14 protein-coding genes are annotated in these 17,238 nt (G+C 64.4%); 7 read left to right on the plus strand and 7 right to left on the minus strand.

Annotation, left to right across the window (positions count from 1 at the left end; translation table 11 throughout):
* Positions 1–49 precede the first annotated feature (49 nt).
* The 4 genes from fusA to C5O79_RS08760 all read right to left on the minus strand — a co-directional run bounded on the left by fusA (position 50) and on the right by C5O79_RS08760 (position 4,117).
* Positions 50–2,161, minus strand: a complete 2,112-nt coding sequence (gene fusA, locus C5O79_RS08745; protein WP_039368218.1) for an elongation factor G — start codon at positions 2,159–2,161, stop codon at positions 50–52.
* A gap of 216 nt (positions 2,162–2,377) precedes the next feature.
* Positions 2,378–2,878, minus strand: a complete 501-nt coding sequence (locus C5O79_RS08750; protein ID WP_039368216.1) for a DUF192 domain-containing protein — start codon at positions 2,876–2,878, stop codon at positions 2,378–2,380.
* A 163-nt stretch (positions 2,879–3,041) separates the two neighbouring features.
* Positions 3,042–3,257: a hypothetical protein gene (locus C5O79_RS08755; protein ID WP_011352970.1), complete on the minus strand. Its 216-nt coding sequence runs from the start codon at positions 3,255–3,257 to the stop codon at positions 3,042–3,044.
* Between the two features lie 281 nt (positions 3,258–3,538).
* Positions 3,539–4,117 carry a pseudouridine synthase gene (locus C5O79_RS08760; protein WP_047852546.1) on the minus strand — a complete coding sequence of 193 codons (579 nt, stop codon included), beginning with the start codon at positions 4,115–4,117 and terminating at the stop codon, positions 3,539–3,541.
* A gap of 277 nt (positions 4,118–4,394) precedes the next feature.
* On the opposite strand from C5O79_RS08760, the gene icd reads away from it, so the two are divergent.
* Together icd and C5O79_RS08770 are read left to right on the plus strand one after the other, a co-directional pair.
* Complete coding sequence (gene icd, locus C5O79_RS08765; RefSeq protein WP_039368210.1) at positions 4,395–5,651, plus strand: NADP-dependent isocitrate dehydrogenase; 1,257 nt, start codon at positions 4,395–4,397, stop codon at positions 5,649–5,651.
* Positions 5,652–5,931: 280 nt separating this feature from the next.
* Positions 5,932–8,160: an NADP-dependent isocitrate dehydrogenase gene (locus tag C5O79_RS08770; protein WP_046544583.1), complete on the plus strand. Its 2,229-nt coding sequence runs from the start codon at positions 5,932–5,934 to the stop codon at positions 8,158–8,160.
* Positions 8,161–8,266: 106 nt separating this feature from the next.
* Here C5O79_RS08770 and C5O79_RS08775 read toward each other — a convergent pair whose 3' ends face one another.
* Positions 8,267–8,491 carry a hypothetical protein gene (locus C5O79_RS08775; RefSeq protein ID WP_006490888.1) on the minus strand — a complete coding sequence of 75 codons (225 nt, stop codon included), beginning with the start codon at positions 8,489–8,491 and terminating at the stop codon, positions 8,267–8,269.
* A gap of 661 nt (positions 8,492–9,152) precedes the next feature.
* Between C5O79_RS08775 and C5O79_RS08780 the strand changes: the two genes are divergently transcribed.
* A complete protein-coding gene (locus tag C5O79_RS08780) occupies positions 9,153–10,760 on the plus strand; it encodes a multicopper oxidase family protein (protein WP_122474579.1) in 1,608 nt (535 codons plus the stop codon).
* Between the two features lie 184 nt (positions 10,761–10,944).
* On the opposite strand, the gene C5O79_RS08785 is transcribed toward C5O79_RS08780, so the two are convergent.
* Entirely contained in the window at positions 10,945–11,148 is a 204-nt protein-coding gene (locus tag C5O79_RS08785) for a cold-shock protein (RefSeq protein ID WP_006478030.1), read from the minus strand.
* Positions 11,149–11,694: 546 nt separating this feature from the next.
* On the opposite strand from C5O79_RS08785, the gene clpS reads away from it, so the two are divergent.
* The 4 genes from clpS to C5O79_RS08810 all read left to right on the plus strand — a co-directional run bounded on the left by clpS (position 11,695) and on the right by C5O79_RS08810 (position 16,696).
* Complete coding sequence (gene clpS, locus C5O79_RS08795; RefSeq protein ID WP_006398529.1) at positions 11,695–12,009, plus strand: ATP-dependent Clp protease adapter ClpS; 315 nt, start codon at positions 11,695–11,697, stop codon at positions 12,007–12,009.
* Positions 12,006–14,306 (plus strand): ATP-dependent Clp protease ATP-binding subunit ClpA, encoded by a 2,301-nt coding sequence (gene clpA, locus C5O79_RS08800; RefSeq protein ID WP_047852544.1) that lies wholly within the window; start codon positions 12,006–12,008, stop codon positions 14,304–14,306. The genes clpS and clpA overlap by 4 nt, the downstream gene beginning before the upstream one ends.
* 104 nt (positions 14,307–14,410) lie before the next feature.
* Entirely contained in the window at positions 14,411–15,790 is a 1,380-nt protein-coding gene (locus tag C5O79_RS08805; protein WP_046546253.1) for an amino acid permease, read from the plus strand.
* A 135-nt stretch (positions 15,791–15,925) separates the two neighbouring features.
* Entirely contained in the window at positions 15,926–16,696 is a 771-nt protein-coding gene (locus tag C5O79_RS08810) for a membrane protein (RefSeq protein WP_046544585.1), read from the plus strand.
* A gap of 53 nt (positions 16,697–16,749) precedes the next feature.
* Here C5O79_RS08810 and dut read toward each other — a convergent pair whose 3' ends face one another.
* Entirely contained in the window at positions 16,750–17,196 is a 447-nt protein-coding gene (dut, locus tag C5O79_RS08815) for a dUTP diphosphatase (RefSeq protein WP_021160741.1), read from the minus strand.
* Positions 17,197–17,238: the final 42 nt, after the last annotated feature.

Genomic DNA, 17,238 nt, shown 5'->3' on the forward strand with positions numbered 1-17,238 from the left:
GAACCGGACGGGCCTTGCCTGCAAGCAGCAGCGCGCGAGCGCGCCGAGCTTACTTCACTTTCGCGCTGATCACGCCTTCCGACACGTTGGCCGGCGTTTCCGCGTACTGCTTGAACTCCATCGTGTAGGTCGCGCGGCCCTGCGTGGCCGAACGCAGCGACGTCGAATAGCCGAACATTTCCGCGAGCGGCACTTCGGCGCGCACGAGCTTGCCGCCGCCGCCCGCGATGTCTTCCATCCCCTGCACGATGCCGCGACGGCTCGACAGGTCGCCCATCACGTTGCCCATGAATTCCTCGGGCGTCTCTACCTCGACGGCCATCATCGGCTCGAGCAGTACGGGTTTTGCCCGGCGCATCGCCTCCTTGAACGCCATCGAGCCGGCCATCCGGAACGCGTTTTCGTTCGAGTCGACGTCGTGGTACGAGCCGAACGTCAGGTGCACCTTCACGTCGACGACCGGGTAGCCCGCAAGCACGCCGCTCTTCAGCGTCTCGGTGATGCCCTTGTCGACGGCCGGGATGAATTCGCGCGGAATCACGCCACCCTTGATCTCGTCGAGGAACTCATAGCCCTTGCCGGGGTTCGGCTCGAGCGTGATCACCGCGTGGCCGTACTGCCCGCGACCACCCGACTGCTTGACGAACTTGCCCTCGACGTCGGACGCCGTCGTGCGCACCGTCTCGCGATACGCGACCTGCGGCTTGCCGACCGTGGCCTCGACGCCGAATTCACGCTTCATCCGGTCGACCAGGATTTCGAGGTGGAGCTCGCCCATCCCCGAAATGATCGTCTGGCCGGACTCTTCGTCGGTCTGCACGCGGAACGACGGATCTTCCTGCGCGAGGCGGTTCAGCGCGAGGCCCATCTTTTCCTGGTCGGCCTTCGTCTTCGGCTCGACGGCCTGCGAGATCACCGGCTCCGGGAATTCCATCTTCTCGAGAATGATCGGCTTCGCCGGATCGCACAGCGTGTCGCCGGTGGTCGCTTCCTTCAGGCCGACGGCCGCCGCGATGTCGCCTGCGCGCACTTCCTTGATTTCCTTGCGCTCGTTCGCGTGCATCTGCAGGATCCGGCCGAGCCGTTCCTTCTTGTCCTTGGTCGCGTTGAGCACGGTGTCGCCCGATTCGACCACACCCGAATACACGCGGAAGAAGATCAGCTGGCCGACGAACGGGTCGGTCATGATCTTGAACGCGAGCGACGAGAACGGCTCGTCATCGCTCGGATGGCGTTCCGCCGGCTTTTCCGGATCGGCGAAGTCGTGGCCGAGAATTGCCGGCACGTCGACCGGCGACGGCAGGTAGTCGATCACCGCATCGAGCATCGCCTGCACGCCCTTGTTCTTGAACGCGCTGCCGCACAGCATCGGCACGATCTCGTTCGCGATCGTGCGCTTGCGCAGCGCGGCCTTGATCTCGTCCTCGGTCAGCGATTCATGGTCGTGCAGGTACTTCTCGAGCAGTTCCTCGCTCGCTTCCGCCGCGGCCTCGACCATCTTCTCGCGCCATTCGTGGGCGAGATCGACGAGGTTCGCCGGGATGTCCTCGTACGAGAACTTCACGCCCTGGCTTTCGTCGTCCCACACGATCGCCTTCATCTTCACGAGATCGACGACGCCCTGGAAATGATCTTCCGCGCCGATCGGAATCTGGATCGGCACGGCGACGCCTTTCAGGCGCTCGCCGATCTGCTTCTGCACGCGGAAGAAATCGGCGCCGATGCGGTCCATCTTGTTGACGAACGCGATGCGCGGCACCTTGTACTTGTTGGCCTGGCGCCAGACGGTTTCGGACTGCGGCTGCACGCCGCCGACCGAGTCGTAGACCATGCACGCGCCGTCGAGCACGCGCATCGAGCGCTCGACTTCAATGGTGAAGTCGACGTGCCCGGGCGTGTCGATGATGTTGATCCGATGCTCGGGGTAGTTGCCGGCCATGCCCTTCCAGAAGGCCGTGGTCGCGGCCGACGTGATCGTGATGCCGCGTTCCTGCTCCTGCTCCATCCAGTCCATCGTGGCCGCGCCGTCGTGCACTTCACCGATCTTGTGGCTCACGCCGGTGTAAAACAGGATGCGCTCGGTCGTCGTGGTTTTGCCGGCATCGATGTGAGCGCTGATCCCGATATTGCGATAGCGCTCGATGGGGGTTTTGCGGGGCACGTGAACCTCCTTAGGTTCGGATGTAAGCGGGCCGACAGTGGCGGCCCGGGCTGGTCAAGCGAGACTTAAAGCATAGCGCTTGCGCGTGGCTTTTGCAGATGCGGCCGGCAGCGGCGGAATCAAGCCGGGCGCCACCGCTGGCGGGCGAAAAAAAGCCGGCGCGCAACGGGCGGCCGGCTTCGGTCGTTGCGCGGCACGGCGCCGCGGCAATGGCCGTTACTGGGCCTTCGGCAGGCCTTCGAGCTTCATGCCGGGCTTGATGCCCTTCGCCGCGAACCAGCCCTTGCTCATTTCGAGCGCATAGACGCCGTTGTTGCGCGGGCAGTGGTTGTCGGTCGTCTCGGCCTTCATCTCGTCGATGTCGGTGATCGTGCCGTCCGCGCGGATGAACGCGATCGACAGCGGGATCAGCGTGTTCTTCATCCAGAAGCAATGCACTGCGTTCTCGTTGAACACGAACAGCATGCCTTCGTTCGGCGCGAGCTGCGAACGGTACATCAGCCCCTGTTCGCGGTCGGGGTCGTTCGCGGCGACGGCCGCGTCGATCACGTACATGCCGGCGCGCAGCTTCACACGCGGGAATTCGCTCGGCTGCTTGGCGCCGGGCGGCACTTGCGCGCTGGCGGCCTGCATGCCGAACGCCATGACGGCGAGCGCGGCGGGAAACACGGCGGCGCGCGCAAGGCGGCCGAGCGACGAGCGCAGGGAGAATTGCACAGCAAGGCTCCTATCTGGAAAACGAGACCCGCATGGTACGCGATGCGTGTCGTCGGGCACAAAAAGAAAAAGGCAGATCGCCTCGCGGTGATCTGCCTTTCAACGCCGTAAGAACGGCAAGACTGCGTGTTCTTGACTGCGTTATTTATTACAGCAAGCTTACTTAGTTCGAAGCAGCTGCCGGTGCTGCTGCGTCGCTCGCTGCAGCCTTCTTCGATGCCTTGTGGTGCTTCTTGGCAGCGTGGTGCTTCTTGGCAGCGTGCTTAGCCGGTGCCGAAGCAGCTTCAGCAGCAGCCGGAGCAGCTTCCGGAGCCGATGCTTGTGCGAAAGCAGCCGTTGCGAAGAGACCAGCGACCAGAGCAGCGATCAGTTTGTTCATGTTGTGTTCCTCAGCTTTAGTTAATTAACCAAATGACCCGGCAATAGGAGTCATGTCGTCTAACGGTGCCATCCACCTTTCGGTTGACAGACGCTTCGAGAAATTTCTCATTGCGCTGCGGGCGCCGAATCGTATTCGATAAAAACGTCGCTTTCGTGACGCAAACACGGGTTCGGCTGCCAATGCCGGATAGCTAAGGTTGGCATCTGCGTGGTTTAACGCGCGATCTTCGCAGCCGGTTGACGAAAAAGATGACGAAAAATTCGCCCGTCCCGAATTCGTCATCCGGCGGGCGCGAAACCCTCCCACGGTGCGCGTGGCGGCAGTGCAATTGTTTCTCCTGGTGCAATGCCGAGCGCGAGTATATCCAGTGCGCCGATGCCGACACGCACCAGGCGCAGCGTCGGGAAGCCGACGGCCGCCGTCATCCGGCGCACCTGACGGTTCTTGCCCTCCGTGATCGCAAGCTCGATCCACGTCGTCGGGATCGCGGCGCGGTAGCGGATCGGCGGATTGCGCGGCCATAGCGTATCGGGCGGTTCGATGAATTCGGCGCGGCACGGACGCGTCACATAGTCGCCGAGGTCGACGCCGCGCGCGAGCGCCTTCAGGTCGGCGGGGCCGGGCGCGCCCTCGACCTGCGCCCAGTAGCGCTTGACGAGCTTGTGACGCGGCTCCGCGATGCGCGCCTGCAGCGCGCCGTCGTCGGTGAGCAGCAGCAGCCCCTCGCTGTCCGCGTCCAGCCGGCCGGCCGCGTAGACGCCGGGCGTTTTTACCCAGTCGCCGAGCGACGGGCGCGTCTCGTGCGCGGAAAACTGGCAAATCGTGCCGAACGGCTTGTTGAGGGCGATCAGGTTCATGGCGGGGCGTCCGCCCGGCGCGCCGCGGGAAGCGGGGGCGGGCGGTCTATGGCAAATGGCGGAATCTTAATGCATAATACGGAACGGCAAGTCCTCTGTCTTATATAAGACATAAGTGGGGGCTTGATACGCAGTGCCGCGCTTCATGCCGAAGTGCCCGGTTGGGGCGCTAGAATAGCGGCTCGCTGTTGCCGTCACGGGGTGGCCATGCCGCGCCCCCGCCGCGCGCGCAGCTTCGACCAGCATCACCTGCTCAGCCACGTCACTGGAGTCGATCATGCCGTATCAGCACATCAAGGTTCCGGAAGGCGGTGACAAGATCACCGTCAACAAGGACTTCTCGCTCAACGTTTCCGATCAGCCGATCATTCCCTATATCGAAGGCGACGGTACGGGCTTCGATATCACGCCGGTCATGATCAAGGTGGTGGACGCGGCGGTCGCGCATGCCTACAAGGGCCAGCGCAAGATCCACTGGATGGAGATTTTCGCGGGCGAGAAGGCGACGAAGGTGTACGGTCCGGACGTGTGGCTCCCGGACGAAACGCTGCAGGTGCTCAAGGAATACGTGGTGTCGATCAAGGGGCCGCTCACGACCCCGGTCGGCGGCGGCATCCGCTCGCTGAACGTCGCGCTGCGCCAGGAACTCGACCTGTACGTGTGCCTGCGCCCGGTGCAGTACTTCAAGGGCGTGCCGTCGCCGGTGCGCGAGCCGCAAAAGATCGACATGGTGATCTTCCGCGAGAACTCGGAAGACATCTACGCGGGCATCGAATGGGCCGCGGGCTCCGAGCAGGCGAAGAAGGTGATCAAGTTCCTGCAGGACGAGATGGGCGTGAAGAAGATCCGCTTCCCGGAAACGTCGGGGATCGGCGTCAAGCCCGTGTCGACGGAAGGCACCGAGCGTCTCGTGCGCAAGGCGATCCAGTATGCGATCGACAACGATCGCAAGTCGGTCACGCTGGTGCACAAGGGCAACATCATGAAGTTCACGGAAGGCCTGTTCCGTGACGCCGGCTATGCGCTCGCGCAAAAGGAATTCGGCGGCGAGCTGATCGACGGCGGCCCGTGGATGCGCGTGAAGAACCCGAAGACGGGCAACGAGATCGTGATCAAGGATTCGATCGCCGATGCGTTCCTGCAGCAGATCCTGTTGCGCCCGGCCGAATACGACGTGATCGCCACGCTGAACCTGAACGGCGACTACATCTCCGACGCGCTGGCCGCGCAGGTCGGCGGCATCGGGATCGCGCCGGGTGCGAACCTGTCGGATTCGGTCGCGATGTTCGAAGCGACGCACGGCACCGCACCGAAGTACGCAGGCAAGGATTACGTGAACCCCGGTTCCGAGATCCTGTCCGCGGAAATGATGCTGCGCCACCTCGGCTGGACGGAAGCAGCCGATACGATCATCGCCGCGATGGAGAAGTCGATCCTGCAGAAGCGCGTCACGTACGACTTCGCGCGCCTGATGGAAGGTGCGACGCAGGTTTCGTGCTCGGGCTTCGGTGAAGTGCTGATCGAGAACATGTAAGACCCCTTCCGGGGTGGGCCGGCAGGTTGCCGGCCGCCCCGGCGCCTACTGCCGGCGCCGGAGCGTTTCGTGGATGGCAGGTTTGTTGGCAGGGCGGTCCGGCATGCGGGCCGCGGCGCCGCGATGCGGCCCGGAGCCCTTGCAAGGTAGAACATGACGGCCCTCGCAATACCACCGCCCGGCTGAGCCGGCGCGCCCCTTTCGCGACCGACCCGGTCGCTCCCCGCCGGTTACCCGCCGGCGCTCCCAGTCCAAATTTTCACGTAGCAACGCATCGACCATGTCCACTTCGCCCAAGATCATCTACACCCTCACCGACGAAGCGCCCGCGCTCGCGACCTACTCGCTGCTGCCGATCGTCAAGGCCTTCACGCGCTCGTCCGGCGTCGCCGTCGAAACGCGCGACATCTCGCTCGCCGGCCGCATCATCGCCGCATTCGCGGACATCCTGCCGCCCGAGCAGAAGGGTTCCGACGATCTGGCCGAACTGGGCCAGCTCACGCTGAAGCCGGAAGCGAACATCATCAAGCTGCCGAACATCAGCGCATCGGTGCCGCAGCTCAAGGCCGCGATCGCCGAACTGCAGGCACAGGGCTACAAGCTGCCGGCCTATCCGGAAGATCCGTCGACGGACGAAGAGAAGGCGGTCAAGGCCCGCTACGACAAGATCAAGGGCAGCGCGGTGAACCCGGTGCTGCGCGAAGGCAACTCCGACCGCCGCGCGCCGCTGTCGGTCAAGAACTACGCACGCAAGCATCCGCACAAGATGGGCGCGTGGAAGGCCACGTCGAAGGCCCACGTCGCGCACATGACCGAAGGCGACTTCTACGGCAGCGAGAAGTCGGCGCTGATCGCCGATGCCGGCAGCGTGAAGATCGAACTGACGACGACCGACGGCGCGAAGAAGGTGCTGAAGGAAAAGACGGCCGTGAAGGCCGGTGAAGTGATCGACGCGTCGGTGATGAGCCGCAACGCGCTGCGCAGCTTCATCGAAGCGCAGATCGCCGACGCGAAGGCGCAGGACGTGCTGTTCTCGGTGCACCTGAAGGCGACCATGATGAAGGTCTCGGACCCGATCCTGTTCGGTCACTTCGTGTCGGTGTTCTACAGCGACGCGCTTGCGAAGCACGCGGACGTGCTTGCGCAGGTCGGCTTCAACCCGAACAACGGCATCGGCGACCTGTACGCGCGCCTGAAGGACCTGCCGGCCGACACGCGCGAAGCGATCGAAGCCGACGTCAAGGCCGAATACGCGGTGCGTCCGCGCCTGGCGATGGTCAACTCGGACAAGGGCATCACGAACCTTCACGTGCCGAGCGACGTGATCGTCGACGCATCGATGCCGGCGATGATCCGCGATTCGGGCGGCATGTGGGGCCCGGACGGCCAGTTGTACGATGCGAAGGCCGTGATTCCGGACCGCTGCTACGCAGGCGTCTACCAGGCGGTGATCGAGGACTGCAAGCAGCATGGCGCTTTCGATCCGGTCACGATGGGCAGCGTGCCGAACGTCGGCCTGATGGCGCAGGCGGCTGAAGAATACGGTTCGCACGACAAGACGTTCCAGATCCCGGCGGATGGCGTCGTGCGTGTTACCGACGAAGCGGGCAACGTGCTGCTCGAGCATGCCGTGGAAGCGGGCGACATCTGGCGCATGTGCCAGACGAAGGACGCACCGGTGCAGGACTGGGTCAAGCTCGCGGTGAACCGCGCACGCGCGACCGGCGCACCGGCCGTATTCTGGCTCGATCCGGCTCGCGCACACGACGCGCAGATCATCGCGAAGGTCGAGCGTTACCTGAAGGATCACGACACGAACGGCCTCGACATCCGCGTGATGACGCCGGTCGACGCGACGCGTTTCTCGCTCGAGCGCATCCGCGCGGGCAAGGACACGATCTCGGTGACCGGCAACGTGTTGCGCGACTACCTGACCGACCTGTTCCCGATCATGGAACTCGGCACCAGCGCGAAGATGCTGTCGATCGTGCCGCTGATGGCCGGCGGCGGGATGTTCGAAACGGGTGCAGGCGGCTCCGCGCCGAAGCACGTGCAGCAGTTCGTCGAGGAAGGCTTCCTGCGCTGGGATTCGCTCGGCGAATTCCTCGCGCTGGCCGCGTCGCTCGAACACCTCGGCAACGCATACCAGAACCCGAAGGCGGTCGTGCTCGCGAAGACGCTCGACCAGGCGACCGGCAAGTTCCTGGACGAGAACAAGTCGCCGGCGCGCAAGGTCGGCGGGCTCGACAACCGCGGCAGCCACTTCTACCTGTGCCTGTACTGGGCGCAGGCGCTGGCCGAGCAGACCGAGGACGCGGCGCTGAAGGCACAGTTCGAAGGCGTGGCGAAGGCGCTGTCCGACAGCGAAGCGCGCATCCTGGAAGAATTGGCGGCTGCACAGGGCAAGGCGCAGGCCATCGGCGGCTACTACCGTCCGAACGTCGACCTGACGAGCCAGGCCATGCGTCCGAGCGCGACGCTGAACGGCATCGTCGACGCGGTCGCCTGACGCGGGCCGATGCGTGTGCCGGTGCGGCGGGCATTGCCGCCTGACGCTGGCCACAAAAGAAAAACGCCCCGGACGCCCGGGGCGTTTTTCGTTGCCGGCTTGTCATTCAGACGTGAACGATTTCCCATTCGGCGATTTCGTGCGGCACTTCGAGCGTTGCCGTGTCCAGTTCGGACAGTTGTTCGCAGTCGCCGCGGGAGATGTGGTCGGCTGCTACTTCGGGGCACGAGAATGCGCCGAGCAGGGCGTTGCCGAACGTCGCTTCCCAGCCGCCGTTACCCGGCAGGATGTAGAACGACCCGAGCGCTGAACCAAAGCGAAATCCCTTCATTTCCGTTCTCCCTTTCTGATCACAAGCGATTCTGTTGTGCCGCCTGCCGGCTTGGCCGGCTGTGGCCCGACTGGCTGCTTGCGCCGGGTTCCGTATCGAACGTCGTGGCGAAGCGTCAGTGCATGGAACAAAGTCTACGTCCGCGGCCCGATCGGATGGTGCATGTAGAACGCCTTCACTAAACAAAATTTCTCTTTTAAAAACAAATAATTATTTTCGTCGTTTTGTATTGCGGAACGTTTTTTGGCATCGCGAAACGGGGATTTTGTGCCCTGCACCACGAATTTTTACAACGCAGGGACTTGTTCCGCATCGTGAAATATTGACGGGTTTGCGGATCGGTGAAGTGACCGGCGAGGTGGCGGGGCCGAACGGCAGGCCCGAGGCGGCCGCCTGGGCGTTGCCTGGGGCAGGGTTGAGTGGCGCTTCGGCCATGAGCGAAGGGCCGTGCATCGCCGATCGACGATGTGTGCGGAATCAGGTGCGGCGTTGTCGCGCGCTGCGGCGTATCGCCGCCGGGCGGGCGGTGGCGCTTCCCGATTTGGGCCTGCGGTTATGATGACGCGGGCATCGGGATTTGCGTCGCGCATCGGCGCGTCAGCCGGCCGGCGCGGGCGTCGCGGCGGCCGCGCGACCCAGCATGGATAACGAGGAACGATTGATGATACGGAGAACCTTCCTGTCGCGTGCCATTGGTGTCGCGGCCGCGTCGCTGTTCACGCGTGCCGCGTGGGCGCAGCATGCCGGTCACGCCGGCATGGCCGGCATGGACTCGATGGACGACATGCCCGGCATGTCGGGCATGCCAGGGATGGCGGGTCATGGGCCGCGCGGCAAGTCCGCACCGGCCGCACTCGCGGCCGCCGACGCGCTGCCGGCCGGCGCGCCGCTCGCGGCGCTGCGCACGCTCGCGAACGAAAGCCGCGAGCCCGGCATGTTCCGGGCCACGCTGGTGGCGCAGCCGGTGGCGCGCCCGATGCTGCACGGCACGCGGCCGACCACGTTCTGGCAGTTCGGCGCGGGTACGCAGGGCCCCGTCGTCGGTCCACTGATCGACGTGCGCGAGGGCGACACGGTCGAGATCAAGTTCGTGAACAAGCTGCCGCAGCCGTCGACGATCCACTGGCACGGCCTGCCCGTGCCACCTGACCAGGACGGCAATCCGTCCGATCCGGTCGCACCCGGCGCGTCGCGCGTGTACCGCTTCACGTTGCCGAAGGGGAGCGCCGGCACGTACTGGTACCACCCGCATCCGCACATGATGACGGCCGAACAGGTCTTCCGTGGGCTCGCCGGCCCGTTCGTCGTGCGCGCCGTGGACGATCCGCTGGCGGGCTGGCCCGAGCGCAACCTGTTCGTGTCGGACCTGAAGCTTGCGCGCGACGGCACGATTGCACCGAACGACATGATGGACTGGATGAACGGCCGTGAAGGCCAGTTCGTGCTGGTCAACGGCGCCCGCCGGCCGAGGATCGATGTCGCGGGCGACGAGCGCTGGCGCGTGTGGAACGCGTGCAGCGCGCGCTATTTGCGCGTCGCGTTCGACGATGGCCGCGCGTTCGAGCACGCGGGCACCGACGGCGGGCTGTTCGACGCGCCGCGCCGCGTCACGTCGCTGTTGATCGCGCCGGGCGAACGGGCGGAGTTGTTGGTCCGCGCCGGCGACCGGGCGTCGCGCGCCGTGCTGCAGGCGGCCGAATACGACCGCCGCAAGATGTCGATGTCACACGACGACGGGCACGGCAGCCTGCCACCCGATCCGGCGCTGGCCCTGGCCGACGTCGCATTCGCGCCGGCCGCCGCACGTGCGTTGCCGGCGACCCTGCGCGCGGTGCCGTCGCTGGGCGAACCGATCGCGCACAAGGATGTGGCGTTCGGCGAAGAGATGGACATGGACGCGATGATGAAAGGCGCGGCACACGGCCGCCCGGCGGGCATGCGCTTCACGATCAACGGCGACACCTATGCGCCGCATCGCACGACGCTGACGAGCCGCCGTGGCGACGTCGAGCGCTGGACGATCCGCAACGGCACCGACATGGATCACCCGTTCCACCTGCACGGCACGCAGTTCCAGGTGATCGAGCGCGCGTCGGGCGATTCGCGCACGAGCGAACCGTTCCGTGCATGGCGCGATACGGTGAACGTGCGCAGCGGCGAAACCGTGACGATTCTCGTCACGCAAGACATGCCCGGAGAGCGCATGTTTCATTGCCACATTCTCGAACACGAGGATCTCGGCATGATGGGCACGCTGAAGGTCGTGTAACGAGGTGGTGATTATGTTTCACGCGCGGGATGAGTATTCGATCTGCGCGTGTGACAAGACAATGTGTGTTCAATTATCGGGATTGAACGAAAAGGCCGGCCAATCGATTATCGATTGGCCAGCCTCAAATAAAGAAACCCGGCGCAATACATGCGCCGGGTTTCTTCGTCTGATATCCGGTGCCTTATGCGGCCTGGATGTTCGACGCTTGCTTGCCCTTCGGTCCTTGAACGACGTCAAAGCTCACCTTCTGGCCTTCCTTCAGCGTCTTGAAGCCATTCATGGTGATAGCCGAGAAGTGCGCAAACAGATCCTCACCGCCCTCATCGGGAGTGATGAAACCGAAGCCCTTCGCGTCGTTGAACCACTTAACGATACCAGTTGCCATTTTCCTACTTCCCCTGTCACACAGTCGCTGCTACTTACCACGAGCACGCTCGAAAAGCTAAACGACCTGAAAACGCAGCCGTTCCCCCCTCACAAGCTCACCTCGGCCTCTTTCATTTTGCCAACCGGCAAATTGAAAAAAGTGCCAGCTTGATTGTTGGCGCTCTTTATTGGAGTGTCAAGTGGAATTTTTAGACGTTTAGAGGGACGTTGTAAAGAACCCATTTTCAGGGTTTTTCCGGCTTTGCTTGGCAGCACGCGGCCGAGCGCGAGGTCTTGAAAAGCCGCATAATCGGCTCATATACCAGGCTCGAGTGACACGCGTTCGAGTCGTCCCGGCTTGTGGGATACTGGATGCGGACACGACGTTCCGGTGCGGTTCCTCCTGACGGTTCGTGTTCCGCGCCACGCGTGAAAGCCGGCACCGCAGCCGGCTTTCGTATGGCGCGAAGAAGATCGCGTGTTCCGGGATTCCGGGGAGGGCGCCGGCCGGTCGGTCGGGTAATGGCAGGATTGCGGGCCTGTCCGAGTTGTTTAGAATGGGTGTATGGCGATTATCCCGGACAAGCAGGACAGCACCGTCCTGGAACGCAAGCAGCAGAAGCTCAAGCCGCCTTCGATGTACAAGGTGGTGCTGCTCAACGACGACTTCACGCCGATGGAGTTCGTCGTGATGGTGGTCCAGGAGTATTTCAAGAAGGATCGCGAGACGGCCACGCAGATCATGCTGAAGGTCCATCGCGAAGGGCGAGGGGTTTGTGGGGTCTATACGCGGGACATCGCGTCGACCAAGGTTGAGCAAGTCGTTACCCATGCGCGGCAGGCAGGGCATCCGCTGCAGTGCGTGATGGAGGAAGCATGATTGCCCAGGAATTGGAAGTCAGCCTGCACATGGCGTTCATGGAAGCACGCCAGGCGCGCCATGAGTTCATTACGGTCGAGCACCTGCTGCTGGCCCTGCTGGATAATCCGACGGCAGCCGAGGTGTTGCGCGCGTGTGCGGCCAACATCGAGGACTTGCGTCAGAACCTGCGCAATTTCATCCACGACAACACACCTACCGTCCCGGGTACCGACGATGTCGATACCCAGCCGACGCTCGGTTTCCAGCGCGTGATCCAGCGCGCGATCATGCACGTCCAGTCGACGTCGAACGGCAAGAAGGAAGTGACCGGCGCGAACGTGCTGGTCGCGATCTTCGGCGAGAAGGATTCGCATGCCGTGTACTACCTGCAGCAGCAGGGCGTCACGCGCCTCGACGTCGTGAACTTCATTTCGCACGGCATCGCGAAGACGAACAACGGCGAAGCCGCGAAGTCGTCCGACGCGAATGCGGAAAGCGAAGACGCGAATGCGCAGAAGGAAACCCCGCTCGCGCAATTCACGCAGAACCTGAACCAGATGGCGAAGGACGGCCGCATCGATCCGCTGATCGGTCGCGAGCCCGAGGTCGAGCGCGTGGTCCAGGTGCTGTGCCGCCGCCGCAAGAACAATCCGCTGCTCGTGGGCGAGGCCGGCGTCGGCAAGACCGCGATCGCGGAAGGCCTCGCCTATCGCATCACGCGCGGCGAAGTGCCGGACATCCTCGCGAACGCGCAGGTCTACTCGCTCGACATGGGCGCGTTGCTCGCGGGCACCAAGTACCGCGGCGACTTCGAGCAACGCCTGAAGACGGTGCTGAAGGAGTTGAAGGAGCGTCCGCACGCGATCCTGTTCATCGACGAGATCCACACGCTGATCGGCGCGGGCGCCGCGTCGGGCGGCACGCTCGATGCGTCGAACCTGCTGAAGCCGGCGCTGTCGTCTGGCGTGCTCAAGTGCATCGGCGCGACCACGTTCACCGAGTATCGCGGCATCTTCGAGAAGGACGCGGCGCTGTCGCGGCGCTTCCAGAAGGTCGACGTGACGGAGCCGAGCGTCGAGCAGACGGTCGCGATCCTGCGCGGGCTGAAGTCGCGCTTCGAAGAGCATCACGGCGTCAAGTATTCGTCGGGCGCACTGTCGGCCGCTGCCGAACTGTCGGCGCGCTTCATTACCGACCGTCACCTGCCGGACAAGGCGATCGATGTGATCGATGAAGCGGGCGCCGCTCAGCGCATCCTGCCGAAGTCGAAGCAGAAGAAGACGATCGGCAAGAGCGAGATCGAGGAAATCATCTCGAAGATCGCGCGCGTGCCGCCGCAGAGCGTGTCGCAGGACGACCGCAGCAAGCTGCAGACGCTCGACCGCGACCTGAAGAGCGTCGTGTTCGGCCAGGATCCGGCGATCGACGCGCTCGCAGCCTCGATCAAGATGGCGCGCGCGGGCCTCGGCAAGATGGACAAGCCGATCGGCGCGTTCCTGTTCTCCGGCCCGACGGGCGTCGGCAAGACCGAAGTGGCGCGCCAGCTCGCGTTCACGCTCGGCATCGAGCTGATCCGCTTCGACATGTCGGAATACATGGAGCGTCATGCGGTGAGCCGGCTGATCGGCGCGCCGCCGGGCTACGTCGGGTTCGACCAGGGTGGTTTGCTGACCGAAGCCGTCACGAAGAAGCCGCATTGCGTGCTGCTGCTCGACGAAATCGAGAAGGCGCATCCGGACATCTTCAACGTGCTGCTGCAGGTGATGGACCACGGCACGCTGACGGACAACAACGGCCGCAAGGCGGATTTCCGCAACGTCATCATCATCATGACGACGAACGCGGGCGCCGAGTCGATGCAGAAGGCGACGATCGGCTTCACGACGCGCCGCGAGACCGGCGACGAGATGACCGACATCAAGCGCCTGTTCACGCCGGAGTTCCGCAACCGGCTGGATTCGATCATCAGCTTCCGCTCGCTCGATGAGGAAATCATCATGCGCGTGGTCGACAAGTTCCTGATCCAGCTGGAGGAACAGCTGCACGAGAAGAAGGTCGACGCGCTCTTCACCGACGCGTTGCGCAAGCATCTCGCGAAGCACGGCTTCGACCCGCTGATGGGCGCGCGGCCGATGCAGCGGCTGATCCAGGACACGATCCGGCGCGCGCTGGCCGACGAGCTGCTGTTCGGCAAGCTCGTCAACGGCGGCCACGTGACGGTCGACGTCGACGAAAACGACAAGGTGCAGCTGTCGTTCGACAAGCTGGCGAATCCGCCGCACAAGCCGAACGAAGAGGCGGTCGAAGTCGAGTAAGCGATAATCGGGTAGTTCATGCGAACGGCGCGGGATGTTTTCCGCGCCGTTTCGTTTTATCTGGCGCCGGCGGCGCGATGGTGGTGCAGGGGAGTGGCAACGCAGTGACACAACAACAACGCACGTTCGACGACATCGTCGCGCGCGAACAGGGTTTGCGCCATGCGCTGACGTCAGGGCAGATGGCGATGATCGCGATCGGCGGCGCGATCGGCACGGGGCTGTTTCTCGGCAGCGGGTTCGCGATCGGGCTCGCCGGCCCGAGCGTGCTGGTCTCGTATGCGATCGGCGCGCTGATCGCGCTGCTGCTGATGGGCGCGCTCGCGGAAATGACTGTCGCCCATCCGACGGCCGGGTCGTTCGGCGCGTATGCCGAGCACTATGTCGGCCCGCTGGCGGGTTTCCTGGTGCGCTATGCGTACTGGTTCGCGGTCGTGTTCGCGATCGGCACCGAGATCAGCGCGATCGCCGTGTTCATGAAGTACTGGTTCCCGGCCGTGCCCGGCTGGTATTGGGTGATCGGCTTCTCCGCGCTGCTGATCGCCGTGAACCTCGCGAGCGTCACGCTGTACGGCACGGTCGAATACGCGTTCTCGCTGCTGAAGATCGCGGCGATCGTCGTGTTCATCGTACTCGGCGCCTATCTCGTCGGGTCGGCGCCGGCCGCATCGGGCATCGGTTTCGCGAACTACACCGCGCACGGCGGCTTCATGCCGAAGGGGCCGTGGGGCACCTGGGTCGCGGTGATCGTCGCGATCTTCAGCTACATGAGCATCGAAGCCGTCGCGATCGCGGCCGGCGAGGCGCGCGATCCGCAGCACGCGGTCACGCGCGCGTTCCGCTCGACCGTGTTCCGGCTCGTGCTGTTCTACTTGCTGACGCTGTCGCTGATGCTCGCGATCGTGCCGTGGACGCAGGCCGGCACCGACGAAAGCCCGTTCGTGAAGGTGATGGCCGCGACTCATGTGCCGTACGCGGCAGGCGTGATCAACTTCGTGCTGTTGATCGCGGCACTGTCGGCGATGAACAGCCAGCTTTACGTGACGACGCGGATGATGTTCAGCCTGTCGCGTGCGCGGCTCGCGCCCGCGGTGTTCGGCCGGCTCGGCACGAACGGCGTGCCGCGCGCGGCGCTGTGGATCTCGACGAGCGGCGTCGCGGTCGCGGCCGTGCTGGTCGCGCTGGCGCCCGACACCGCGTTCACCGTGATGATGGCGATCGCGATGTTCGGTGCGCTGTTCACGTGGCTGATGATCTTCGTCACGCACCTGCGCTTCCGTTCGCGCTATCGCGGCCCCGCGCTCGCGTTCCGGATGTGGGGGCACCCGTTCGGCAGCCTGCTCGGTGCGAGCCTTGTCGCGGCGATCCTGTTCACGACCGCGTTCACGCGCGAATTCCGGATGACGATGGTGGTCGGCGTCGTGTTCGTCGTGCTGCTCACACTCGCGTACGCGCTGCATTACCGGCACCAGCACGCGCGTTGATGGGCGCGGCGCGGCCCGCTCGCACCGACTCCGCATTCCCTAAGGTTCCGTTAAGCCCGCGGCGACTACATTCGATCCTGTCTGCAAGGCAGGCCGGCACGCGCCGGCCCGCCGCTTTTCTGCAAAAGGGTTCGAATGAACAAACTTCCTGAAATCACGCTCGCGTTCTGGATCATGAAGATCTGCGCGACGACGCTCGGCGAAACCGGTGGCGACCTGCTGTCGATGACGCTGAACGTCGGCTACGCGGTGAGCTCCATCCTGCTGTTCGGCTTCTTTCTCGTGACGCTGGGCGCGCAGCTCAGGACGACCCGCTATCGCCCGGCGATCTACTGGGCCGTGATCGTCGCGACGAGCACGGCCGGCACGACGATGTCCGACTTCATGGACCGCACGCTCGGCCTCGGCTATGCGGCCGGCTCGTCGATCCTCGTCGCGATCCTGCTGGCCATCTTCGCCGTGTGGCGACTCAGCGGCGAATCGCTGTCGGTCGACCTGATCCGCACGCGCAAGGTCGAGTTGCTGTACTGGATCGCGATCCTGTTCTCGAACACGCTCGGCACCGCGCTCGGCGACTTTCTCGCGGACAGCTCGGGGCTCGGCTTCGGTGGCGGCGCGCTGTTGATCGGCGGGTTGCTCGCGGTGATCGTGCTGGCGCACTATTTCACACGGATCTCCGGCGTTCTGCTGTTCTGGGCCGCGTTCGTGCTCACGCGCCCGTTCGGTGCGACGGTCGGCGACCTGCTGACCAAGCCGGTTGCGAAGGGCGGCCTCGCGCTCGGCACGATCGGCTCGTCGGCCGTGCTGCTCGGCGTGCTGGTTGCGATGGTGATCTACGCGATCGTGGCTCAATCGCGGCAGCGCGACCTGGCGCCCGAGCGGATCGCACAACCCGTCGAGGAATGACGGCGACAGAATGGAAAAAAGGGGCCGTGCGGCCCCTTATTTTGTTGCGTCGTTCAGTGACGGCCGGTGCTGCCGAAGCCGCCCTCGCCACGATCGCTTTCGGCGAAGTCGTCGACGATGTTGAACTGCGCCTGCACGACCGGCACGATCACGAGCTGGGCGAGCCGCTCGAACGGATTGAGCACGAACTCGGTCTGGCCGCGGTTCCACGTCGAGACCATCAACTGGCCCTGGTAGTCGGAATCGATCAGGCCGACGAGATTGCCGAGCACGATGCCGTGCTTGTGGCCGAGGCCTGAGCGCGGCAGGATCAGCGCCGCGTAGCCAGGATCGGCGAGATGGATCGCGAGGCCGGTCGGCACGAGCGTCGTTTCGCCCGGCTGCAGCGTGACCGGTGCATCGAGGCACGCACGCAGGTCGAGGCCCGCGCTGCCGGTGGTCGCGTAGGCGGGCAGGTAGTCGCGCATGCGCGCGTCGAGGATCTTCAGGTCGAGTTTCATGCGGTCGTCGGATGGGTCGGGAAGGGCGCGGCAGCGACGGCC

It is taken from the genome of Burkholderia sp. SRS-25 (assembly GCF_004343765.1).
Taxonomy (GTDB): domain Bacteria; phylum Pseudomonadota; class Gammaproteobacteria; order Burkholderiales; family Burkholderiaceae; genus Burkholderia; species Burkholderia contaminans.

Excerpts from the sequence above, each read along its gene's own strand:
- clpS (WP_006398529.1), top strand. The coding sequence starts at position 11,695 with ATGGCGATTATCCCGGACAAGCAGGACAGCACCGTCCTGGAACGCAAG.
- C5O79_RS08775 (WP_006490888.1), bottom strand. The coding sequence starts at position 8,491 with ATGAAGGGATTTCGCTTTGGTTCAGCGCTCGGGTCGTTCTACATCCTG.
- C5O79_RS08760 (WP_047852546.1), bottom strand. The coding sequence starts at position 4,117 with ATGAACCTGATCGCCCTCAACAAGCCGTTCGGCACGATTTGCCAGTTT.
- dut (WP_021160741.1), bottom strand. The coding sequence starts at position 17,196 with ATGAAACTCGACCTGAAGATCCTCGACGCGCGCATGCGCGACTACCTG.
- clpA (WP_047852544.1), top strand. The coding sequence starts at position 12,006 with ATGATTGCCCAGGAATTGGAAGTCAGCCTGCACATGGCGTTCATGGAA.
- C5O79_RS08780 (WP_122474579.1), top strand. The coding sequence starts at position 9,153 with ATGATACGGAGAACCTTCCTGTCGCGTGCCATTGGTGTCGCGGCCGCG.
- C5O79_RS08810 (WP_046544585.1), top strand. The coding sequence starts at position 15,926 with ATGAACAAACTTCCTGAAATCACGCTCGCGTTCTGGATCATGAAGATC.
- icd (WP_039368210.1), top strand. The coding sequence starts at position 4,395 with ATGCCGTATCAGCACATCAAGGTTCCGGAAGGCGGTGACAAGATCACC.
- C5O79_RS08785 (WP_006478030.1), bottom strand. The coding sequence starts at position 11,148 with ATGGCAACTGGTATCGTTAAGTGGTTCAACGACGCGAAGGGCTTCGGT.
- C5O79_RS08770 (WP_046544583.1), top strand. The coding sequence starts at position 5,932 with ATGTCCACTTCGCCCAAGATCATCTACACCCTCACCGACGAAGCGCCC.
- C5O79_RS08755 (WP_011352970.1), bottom strand. The coding sequence starts at position 3,257 with ATGAACAAACTGATCGCTGCTCTGGTCGCTGGTCTCTTCGCAACGGCT.